General features: G+C 64.2%; 7 protein-coding genes. 2 read left to right on the top strand and 5 right to left on the bottom strand.

Annotation, left to right across the window (positions count from 1 at the left end):
• Positions 1-324 precede the first annotated feature (324 nt).
• Positions 325-645 carry an integrase core domain-containing protein gene (locus LDL49_RS55700; RefSeq protein ID WP_225303063.1) on the top strand — a complete coding sequence of 107 codons (321 nt, stop codon included), beginning with the start codon at positions 325-327 and terminating at the stop codon, positions 643-645.
• Between the two features lie 136 nt (positions 646-781).
• Here the strand turns inward: LDL49_RS55700 and LDL49_RS59015 are convergent, their stop codons facing one another.
• The 5 genes from LDL49_RS59015 to LDL49_RS55675 all read right to left on the bottom strand — a co-directional run bounded on the left by LDL49_RS59015 (position 782) and on the right by LDL49_RS55675 (position 7,268).
• Positions 782-2,329: a tetratricopeptide repeat protein gene (locus tag LDL49_RS59015; protein WP_225303062.1), complete on the bottom strand. Its 1,548-nt coding sequence runs from the start codon at positions 2,327-2,329 to the stop codon at positions 782-784.
• Positions 2,330-2,332: 3 nt separating this feature from the next.
• Positions 2,333-3,544, bottom strand: a complete 1,212-nt coding sequence (locus tag LDL49_RS55690; RefSeq protein ID WP_225303061.1) for a M48 family metalloprotease — start codon at positions 3,542-3,544, stop codon at positions 2,333-2,335.
• Entirely contained in the window at positions 3,541-3,882 is a 342-nt protein-coding gene (locus LDL49_RS55685; RefSeq protein ID WP_225303060.1) for a hypothetical protein, read from the bottom strand. The genes LDL49_RS55690 and LDL49_RS55685 overlap by 4 nt, the downstream gene beginning before the upstream one ends.
• 1,366 nt (positions 3,883-5,248) lie before the next feature.
• Positions 5,249-6,286 (bottom strand): NPP1 family protein, encoded by a 1,038-nt coding sequence (locus LDL49_RS55680; protein ID WP_225303059.1) that lies wholly within the window; start codon positions 6,284-6,286, stop codon positions 5,249-5,251.
• Between the two features lie 274 nt (positions 6,287-6,560).
• Positions 6,561-7,268: a helix-turn-helix domain-containing protein gene (locus LDL49_RS55675; protein WP_225303058.1), complete on the bottom strand. Its 708-nt coding sequence runs from the start codon at positions 7,266-7,268 to the stop codon at positions 6,561-6,563.
• Positions 7,269-8,918: 1,650 nt separating this feature from the next.
• On the opposite strand from LDL49_RS55675, the gene LDL49_RS55670 reads away from it, so the two are divergent.
• Positions 8,919-9,803: a hypothetical protein gene (locus tag LDL49_RS55670; RefSeq protein WP_225303057.1), complete on the top strand. Its 885-nt coding sequence runs from the start codon at positions 8,919-8,921 to the stop codon at positions 9,801-9,803.
• Positions 9,804-10,069 lie beyond the last annotated feature (266 nt).

Below are 10,069 nucleotides of genomic sequence, written 5' to 3'. Positions count from 1 at the left end.
GAACAGCATTACGCCGCCTATCTGGAGGACACGGACGGGTTCGAGGTCGAACTCGTCGCCACCGACATGACAGACCAGTCCTGAGAATCCTGCTCTCAATCGATCCACAACTCTTGACGATTGCTCGCGGTGTTGCGTCGGCAGGTGTCAAGGCCCTAGGCGTCGTGGGCGGATCGGGCCGCCGGGTGCACATCCTCGGCGTCACCGAGCAACCGACCGGGCCGTGGGTTACACAGCAGGCCAGAAACCTGATGATCGAGCTGGGGGGACAGGGCGGAGGGGTTCAGGTTCCTCATCTGTGATCGGGATACGAAGTTCACCACGATGTTCGACGAAGTCTTCACGGCCGAGGGCATCGGCATCCTCAAGACGCCGCCTCGGGCTCCGCGGGCCAACGCGTTCGCCGAACGCTGGATCGGCGGCTTGCGCCGAGAACTCCTTGATCGGATCCTCATCGTCAACGCCCGCCACTTACGAGGCGTGCCGGCCACCTACGAGACTCACTTCAATGAGCATCGCCCGCATCGCTCCCTGGGCCAGGCCGCTCCGCTGCGAGCCCTTCCTGACCCGGTCGGGGACGATGTCAAGGTCATCCGACGTGACCGCCTTGGCGGGCTGATCCACGAATACGCGCAGGTCGCATAGGGCGGCCGAGTTCTTGGCACCCACAGGTCCTCACTTCGGCCCGGAAGTGCAAGTCAAGTGAATATGCGCGGGTCCGCCAAGCCATACGTCAGGCGCCCGCCAGCACGATCTTCGTATTAGACGTGCATATGTGACCCTAGCCGCGGCCGACTCCCTCGCGAGCGTCGGTCAGGGCGGTGCGTGACGTCAGCGTCTGCGGGTGGTCGGGCCCGAACACCCGCTCGTGGTCGGTGACGGACTGCTCCAGCAGCGGGATCGCCTTGGAGACGCGCCCGGCGGCGAAGTAGGCGTACGCGAGGTTCCCGCGGGCGATGACGACGTCCGGATGATCGGCCCCGTTGATGCGCCGGGCACACGCGATGACCTTTCTGAGCAGCCCGATCGCTCGGTCCGGTGCTCCAGCCAGTACGTAGGCCGTGGCCAGGTCGCTCTGCGACGCCAGGGTGTGGGGATGGCGACGGCCCAGGATCCGGCGGCGGTCAGACACGGTACGTTCCAGCAGGGCGATCGCCCGCGGGTGGTCTCCGGCGGCCATGTACGCGGTGGCCAGGCTGTTGCGGCTGGTGAGCGTGTCCGGATGGTCGGACCCGATCACCCGCTCGCGGTCGGAGACGGATTGCTCCAGGGTGGAGATCGCCTCGGCGTGGTCGCCGGCGATGGTGTAGGCGTGGCCCAGGTTGTGCCGTAGTGCCAGGTTGTCGGGATGGTCCGGACCGTCCACTCGCTGCCCGTCCGCGAGGGCGCGCAGGAAGTAGCCGAGCGCGCGCTCCACCAGTCCTTGATCGAGCAGGACGTTCGCCGTGGCGGTCCACAGCGCCAGCGGCGGGACCTGCCCCTCGTCGTCGGCGAGATGGCCGGCGATGGCGTCGATGTGCGGGAGGAGCCTGCGCCACGTCGGCCAGCCTGCGGGATTCTGCCACTCCGGGGTGGCGGCTTCGAGGAGGACCACGGCGATTTCCAACGTCTCGCGGGGAGGAAAGACCAGCTCTGGCGTGACAGTGTCCGTGTCGCGCGCGACGGCCTGGACGAGCGGGTGGACTCGTACCGCATCGTCGTCCAGGAGGATCAGCGCGTATGTCGCCAGCGCGGAGAGCACCGCGTCCATCTCGGCAGCGGAGAGCACGTCGTCGCCCTGGGCGCGGAGCAGGTCGATGGGGATGTCGTCGGGCGCGTACCACGACATGATCCGGAGGTTGGCCTCGGGCAGGATGCTCCAATCCTCCCGGAGGTGGGCGAGACTGACCTGGCAGGTCAGCGCGACAGGCAGCTCGTCGGGGCGGGGATCTGGCAGCAGCCGCAGGTAGGCCGTGGCAGGGATCCGGTGCTGCCGCATGTAGGCGGCCGCCTGCTCGATCGCCGGCGCCTGGTATCCCAGCCTGCGGCACAGCTCGTCGACGCCCTCCAGCAGGCCGGGTCCGGCGGCACGCCGTACCATCTCGGCGGCGTGCGCGGCCGGGAGCACGGTCACCGACGCGGCGGGTTCGGCGAGGTCGGTGTAGAAGAGGGAGGCGCTCGACTCCAATTGCTCCAGCCTGTCGTCCTCGATGGTGGCGTCGGGCGGCCAGTACTGGGTGATCAGCCTGTCGTCGGGCAGGATGGCGGCCAGGCTCTCGCCGGGCCGGCTGTTGATCCACCGGATGGCGTTGAGCGCGGGCCCGCTCATCGAGGCCAGGAGGTTTCCCACCGCCTACATCAGGAGCGCCTTGCGGCGCAGTTCCACCGGGTCGACCAGGTCCCGGTAGACGACCTGCACGCCGGAAGTGACCGCGGTTGCGCGAGTCTTGCCCCAGGGGTGCGTGGCCATCGGCAGCATCACATCGACAAGCCCGGGCACCCGGTTGTACTGCCGCAGGCCGAGCGCCTCGGCGGGGTCGTACCCGAACTCGATCAGGTAGTTGGCCCGGTCGAGGAAGGACAGCAGGCTCACCGCGAACTGGATGCCTACCAGGCGTAATTCCTTCGCGACGGACGCGCCGATGTCGGCGGCCGACATCAGCGCGAACAGGTCCGCTTCCAGCTCCATGCTGTGCGCCGGCCAGTAGTCACGAAGGTAGGCCTCGACCGCGGCGGCGCCGTCGGGCGTCTCCCGCGCCCGCTCGAACGCCTCGCCCGCGAACCACGGCGACTCGCCGGCGGAGCGGCTGGCCGCGTGCAGGTGGCCGCGGTGGACATGCGACAGTTCGTGGCCGACCAGGAAGTCCATGGCCCCGCGGGCGATCTCGGCCATGACCGGGGTCAGCATCGTGTGGTCGTCGACGCCGACGGCCGTCCGGTAGCGCTCGCCCTCGACCGCGGCGCACATGCCGTACGCGATCTGCTGCTGGAGGTACGGGTTGTGCTGGGCCGTGTCGAGCATGGCCTGCGGAAAGTCCGGGTGCGTCCACGGCTCCGCCACGCCGGGAAACGCGCTGCCGGTCAGGACGACGAGCTGCGCGAGGATGAGCGACAGCGTCCACGTGTCCTCCACCACGTAGCGGCCCATCAGCACCAGGTACCGGTTCTCGGCCCACGGCTGCACCGAGGCGTGCGGCCGGTAGCGATAGTCCGTGGCGAAGAGGAACTCGTGCGCCGGGTCCAGCCCCATGAGCTCGCTCACGCGGGTGAAGGACCCGGCGAGGTGGGCGGCGCTGGAGGGGGGCTCGGCGGAGGTGAAGCGGATCGGAGCGCCGTCCAGGTCCTGGCGCAGCCGTTCCGCCTGCGCCACGGAAATCCCGCCGAGTGCGGCCAGTGCCTGCGTATCGACCTCGTCGGCGCGCAGCGCCTGGTGGAAGGCGTCGAGATCGGCGAATCGCTGTTCGACCTCCGCGCGGTTGCGGAGGAAGGCGCCGTCCCGCTCGGACCGCCTCTGGTGCTCCGCGATCGCGGCGACGAACGGAGCCCAGGTGTCCGGGCCGGTCATTCCGCGGGCTGTGTGTCGGGTTCCACGAGGGCGGCTGGGTTCGCGCAGAACCGGTCGGCGCCGATTCCGACGATGGCCCTGGCGACGGTGGCGGCCGGGATGGGGACTCTGCCCACGGTCGCCACGATGAGGTCGGTCAGGACGACGACGAGGTCGCCGCTCTTGCCGTCGGCAGCCCTGGCCAGGTCGTTGAGGCGTGGGCACAGGCTGTCGCGCAGGAACGTCAGTACGCGGAAGAAGCGGATCGCGTCGGGGAGCTTGGCGCCGCCGATGGGGCGGCCGATGCCAATGGCCTCCTCGATCTGCGAAAGGGCGAGGTGGAGATCGTCAGCGGCCATGGGCCCCCGTCCAGTCATGCTTGGTCATCTATCCCTCGCCCACCGGCGTTACCGTGGTTTCGCGAGCAGACCCCAGGTTATCGGTCCGGTGGCTCTGTGGGTGGATTCGGGAGCTAGGTGTTGTGGTGGGCGGCAGGTTGGGGTTGGCGGTCATGTCGGTGAGTTTGAGAGCCACCCAGGCTGTGGGTGCCGAAACTCGGCCGCTGGGGCTGACCTGGGGTTTGGCGCTCCCGTCCTTGCAGGCATGAATCGCTGTCCATGGCGTTGCGGCTGCTTTATCTGATCCAGGTGTCAAGGCCCCAGGCGTCGTGGGCGGATCGGACGATGATCAGCGCGCTGTTCGGTGACACAAAAGCCGTGCGGAGCCGGTACCGTCTAGAACTGCCGGTCCCCCTACGGTCTCCCTGTCTCCGGTTCTCGGGCACCCGCGATAGCGGCAAGAAAGTCTGCGCTCTTGCTCGTACATGGCTCTTGTCCAGTCGGCACCCAGACGGTCAGTACCGTGCGGCGCGTGGGCGGGGAACCCTTCTTGGCTTTGCCGTGCCGCGCCCAAGATGAGCCTGCCGGAGGGATGCGGCCTGGACGAAGGCTTGACAGAGCCGCTTACGGCGACCAGGCGTCATCGTTTCAAGGGGCGTCGCGCATCGGCGGAGCAACAAGCCGCTCACCCCAATTCAGGGCCTTCAGCCGATATCCCGGCATATACAAGCCTTGAACTCGACACCGGACGTCGCGCAGGCGGCATTTCAGCGGCCTGGAGCACTTGGTTGAGTGCCGTCACCGCCGAAACTGGCCCGGTGACGGCACCTGCGCCAAATCGAACTACCACTTGCTCCAATCGCTCTTCGCGCACAAGGTCGTCCAGTAGGTGACCTTTGGCACGCCGAGAATCCCAGAGTATGGGGCATGGCCCGCTATGCACCGCATCGTCTTGAGCTGACGGGGCTCCCATCGTCCGTGAGAGCAGGCGGGGACGAAGTGGTTAACAATCGGTATTCCGCAGAGCTCTCGGACAGATGGGCCCGGGATTGCTCCTCCTGTGGTCGCCCGAGCGGACGTGGGAATCGCGGTGGTGACGAAAACGGTTGCCGCACCAGTCAGTGCGGCAAGGAGGGCGACTGCGGACAACGTACGGATCACGTGCTATCACTCCTTGGAGGGTGAGGTGTTTGCAGGCCGCAGTACCCGACAACTGCGTCGAGCTTTGGCGTTGGCAGGTAGTACGCAACTCGGTCTCGGAGGCCGGACCATCGCGTACCCGTCCGATAAGAAAGCGGCGAATAACGGGGTGGTTGGATGCCCAGCAAGGGAGTGGGGAGGCGGCATTCCCCTGGGGTTGGGTACGCGCCTCCCCAGCCGAACGTTGTCAGGCGTAGGGGTTGAAGCTGATGCTGGACGGCTTAGCCTTTGCGAGGTTCGGCGCGAACCTGCCGGGCTTGAGATCCAGTTGTGCTGCTCCGAAATTGGCCCCGATCAGGCGGTCACGGATACTCGGCGGGTAACCGTTCCAGCCGACCAAGCTGGGGAATTGCCAGCTTCTGTAGTGATTCTCCGGCGGTTCGTCGTTTGCGTTCGCTAGGCGAAAGCCGTGTGTGCGCCATCCGTCCTTGTGGTAGACGATCTTTGGGTTGGTGCCAAGCCAGCGGACCTGGCTGCTGGGGCGGATGTCGTAATTGCCGTGGGCGGAGGTCGCGACGTACTCGGCCCGATTGTTCCTGACCCACACCACGACGTGCTCCCAGTCGTGGCGGTGCGACCCCACCCGTCTAGGTAGGGAGGTTTGGTCTTTTCTGAAGTAAAGGGCGTACATGATGGCGCACCAGCCGTTGTTGCACTTGTAGCGGGCGTAGCCGTTGGTGTTGTCAAGGTCCGAGCGGTCACGGCAGTTATCGTTTGGAGCACCGCTCGGGTTCAGGCCCGGGGCTATGGTTCCGTCGCGGCCGATGGCGGGGGTGGAGTAGCAGCCGTCCTTGTCGTAGTCGTAGGCGGGCTGGAACCTCCGCTCCAGATCACTGGCGTTGGCGAGTAGGGCCTGAGGCGAGGTTGCTAAGGCGTCGGCTTTTGCCACTGGTGGCGTTGTGGCAGTTGGTGGTGCTGTGGTCGCCAGTGGGTTTGCCGGGGGAAGGTTGTCCTGGCAGAACCACCCGTTCTGGAGATAGCCGTCCTTGTTGACATGGCCCCAGGCGTGACCGCGGACCCATTCGCCGCCGTGGGTCATGCCGGTGATGCTGAAGGTCTGGGCCGGCCCGCCGCGCTGAGGACCGTACAGGGTGCCGATCACCCTTCCGCCTGGGGAATCGCGAAGAGTGATGTCCTGGGCGCATATTGTCCAGCGTTTGCCGATGTCGCCGGTGGTGGCCGAGAGTTGGGGTCCGGCCGCGTGAGCCGCCGTGGTCACGCTCATCGCAATGACGCTGCCTGCTGTGAGGAGGGCCAGGCTGAGGCTGGCGTGTGCGGTGACGCGGCGGCTTGTAAGAGGTCTGTGCAACAGAGGATTCCTTTCTAGGGGATATCCGATCCGCGCTTTGTACGCGATGACGGCTTCAAGCTTCCGTAGGTCTTCTCCAGAGGGCAGGGGATCCGGGAAACGGGAATTCCCGCTGGCCTCTGAGCTGGGGATTCGAGCAGGGAAACGGGAATTATGGCAAAGCGTCGACGCGACGGATCGCCTGATGGCGTCAGGGACGCTTGCCCAGGTTCGCGCATTGGCGAGGGTCTGGTATCAGATCGGCTGCTGGCATCCAGCCGACTCCGTTGGGGCTATCGTGCGGGTCGGGCAGAGCCACTGCCTGGTAGAGAATGCCATCGGGTCCTGTCTTGTGAGGAACTTCGACGAGTCGCACTCTGTCGCCCAGGACTTTGGATTTGACCGGTTTACGATCACCGATCTTGACGTAGACCGGCGATGACATGGTGTTCACCAGGCTGCACTTCAGCAGGACCGCGCGCGGGGGGGTGGTGGCCGTCCCAGGGGAACCCGATGACAACTGCTGCATGATCACACCCAGTAGTATGAGCGCGAGGCAAATCAAGCCCCCCAACAGCCAAGGGTGCTGCTTTCCTGGCCGAATTTTCGTTTGCGGACGTCCAGGCAAAGGTTCGTCGGCGTTGTCCGTATCAGTCGGCGAAAGAGTTGGAGGTATATGTCCATTTTGGCTATATGCTTGTGTTCGCGGAGCGTTTTCGGCGTTCTGTCTCGCTTTAAGGTATATGCCGTGCTGGTGTTCCGGCACGCGCGCTCTGGCCAGCATCTTGACCAGGGTGGATTCGCGCGGGATTCGGCTGCCGGCGAGATAGCTGGACAGCGACGTGTCGGAAATCCCAAGTTGCTGTGCTTGAGAGTCTTGAGTTGGCTTGCCCGTTAGCTCTGCTAGCTCCTTGAGCATCTCTCTCAGTTGAACCGAGGGGCCAGACGCTTGATTCATTCCTATTCCCCTTGCATGGGTAAAGGATCTGTACGGTAGGGCACAATTGAGAATTCCTCGTTTCCGACCGCGTCCATGGCGTGAAAAGGGTAATCGCTGTCATTCTGGATGTGGCTCTCTGGTGGCCGAGAATTTAGGAGAAGGAAATTTCTGCTATCTCGCTCTGTGTTAGTATCCAACCCGCAGCCCGGACTGCAAATACTGGCTCATGGTGACACGGTAGATAAAGGCGGTTTTGATTACGTCAATACGCCAGGGTGCTGTGATGGCGCGAATATTCTTTTTTGTGCCAGAATTAGCACGCAGGGGCTTGATCGGTCTTCTAGACTTGACCGGCGTGCTGTTTTGCCTCATTTATCTGCTGGTCAGCCGGTACGAGGCCAGACCGACACGGTGGAGTTCGGCCCGGTAGTCCCGACCTCTTCAGTAGGCGGGAGCCGGAAGGGCGGCGACCAGATCCATCGGCTGCCGTCCCTACGGAACCGGCGCAACTGCACTTCGTAGAAGATCCTCGCATCGGCCGCCGAGCGTGCTCGCTGCCTACCTTTGCCTCAGCGGACGGAAGGGGGCTGATAACGAACGGCGGATCCCGCTGAGGGATGGGCAGCCTGAGGCGGACCCTGGTCTGATTCTGAGCGACCGGTCGAGTATTTTGCGCGCAGCCCATGCGCAGCTTTCCGGTCAGGTCGCGCTGATCCTTTTGCTGATGTTCTAGAAACAAACTGACGAGTAGGCCACTGAGGATCTGTTCTTTGCGCCAGCGAGTATCTCCGACAGCTTGTAGGCCGGCCGCTCGCAGCGATGGGCCCGGAGCTCTGGTGCGCACTTCCGGGCGATAAGCGCGGTGTGCTCAGGAAGGTATTGGGTCGCGAGGTCAGCCGCAGGGTCCCCGCTGCGGGGACGATCTGGCGATACCAGGAGAGTCTCGGCCATTGCATCCTGGATGGCATCGTCGAGGTCGTCCTGCGCAAGCGATGCCTTGCGTCAATCGGACGATCCCACCGTCGGGTGATCTCGGCCACGCACTTTCGCAGTCGGTACCCTCAGAGGCTGGCCCGAGGTCGCAGAGCCAGGAGTTGAGGATGTAGCGCTGGGAACGCAGCCGATAGCGCCACCTGTCATGGGTTTCGAGGTCGGGCACTGCCTGATCAAGTATGTAAGTGACCGTCGAGGTCCACGGTACTGGCTGGACATCATGTGCCCGGGTCTGACCTCCGTGTACGGGGCCTTGCTCTGTCCGGTGCATTGGAGGCGGTCGATCAGACGCCGGAACAGCTCTTGTCGGGGGTTCTCCCGCACGAGGTGGACGACGGAAAGATCGGCGCTGCGCCATCTATGCCGAGTCAGATAGTCGAGTAGGCGCAGCAACTGGGGTGCGCCCGAGAAGAACAAGCTCTCCACCTCGTGTGATGGGAACCGGCGCGGCCGGAAATGTTTCATATTTACCCAATCAGGACCTTCGCCGGAAATCTATATTTACTGACCTATGGCACCAAAAGCTCTCGTTTATGCGGCTTTCTCCAATACTCTCCCACGTCGACAACTTCTGGGCTACTTTCCTCACATCCCAGTTGGGTTGCCAGTCAAGGAAAACGACTAAAGGGATAGGAAATGGACAAAATGATCGGACCCTCTCCGGATGAACATGAAGATCTTTCACAACTGTTATCGGAAGTTCCGGAGAAACTGGCCGACGACCAGGCGCGAGGCTTTCTGCTCGCGGGAGAACAGTTGCTCTTTCAGCAGATGGGCCTCGATGTGGCCGCGGAAGCCCGAGCTCCCTTCAAGGACGTACTCGCCGGGATCTCTCGGCGTCGTGTTGTCGCCAAGGCTCGGCGAGGCGGAAAGGGCAGCTCCCTCACCGAAGCGAGTTTTCGGCACCGGTGGCAGCGGATGTCAGAGTATCTGTCGGACCTCGTCCACTTCGCTCTGCGGTCACTGCTACTGAAGGTGCAGCACCCGGAGCGGATGCACGACTTGCGGTCCGCGTCGGCCAAGACACCAGCTGTCGCGATGATCGAATACCTCGCTTATCAGGAGGTGGCCGCCATGCACCAGAACCGGGCGTTCCGCCTACAGATGGCCTTCCAAGCGCTCTTCCCCCACGATGAAGTCCTGGTACGCGCACTGCGGCAGGTCGACCGACGCCAGGTTGACGGCTGGCGCGATCTGTACTCCGCGATTCTCGAAGACCGAGGTCTCCATCTACGTCCGGGTGTCACTGTGGAGGATCTCACCCTGGCCCTACATCTGGCTGGGCAGGCCGTCGCCTTCCGCGCTGTCCTCGGCCAGGCAGAGAGCCGGGACAAGTACGTGAAAGCGATCGACCACGTGACAGGAACGACGTTCCTTGCAGAGTTCGCGCTGGCGATCCTCGTAGGCTTCATCGACCCCGGTGACAGACGCACCTTGCGCCAGGCTGCGGGCGCGATCCTCGGAGATGAGCTCCCGGCCGATGGCGAGGCACCGCCGTGTCCGCACACCCGTAAGACTTAGCTTTGACTCTGTCGGGGATCTTGATAGTCGAGGTCAGCTGCCGAGGGTTCGCCAGGACTTCGACCGGGGGATCCCGTGCTGGTCCAGGAAGGTCTGGAAGGCGGTCGGCTGTCTCCCTGAAGAGGTTTCCTCGGTAACTGGGTCTGGTGCATTTGCTGGGGAGCGGTCACGGTCGGTGATCTCAGCTCAGTTCAGCAGTGCCATCTTTCTGAGGAGGTCGTAGTTGGCGCGGCCGAACATGAGCCGTTTCAAGAATTTGATCTTGC

Origin of the sequence: Nonomuraea aurantiaca, assembly GCF_020215705.1 — a bacterium.
GTDB lineage: Bacteria > Actinomycetota > Actinomycetes > Streptosporangiales > Streptosporangiaceae > Nonomuraea > Nonomuraea aurantiaca.
Note: the sequence above shows the minus strand (reverse complement) of the source record. Positions and strands in the feature narration are given on the sequence as shown.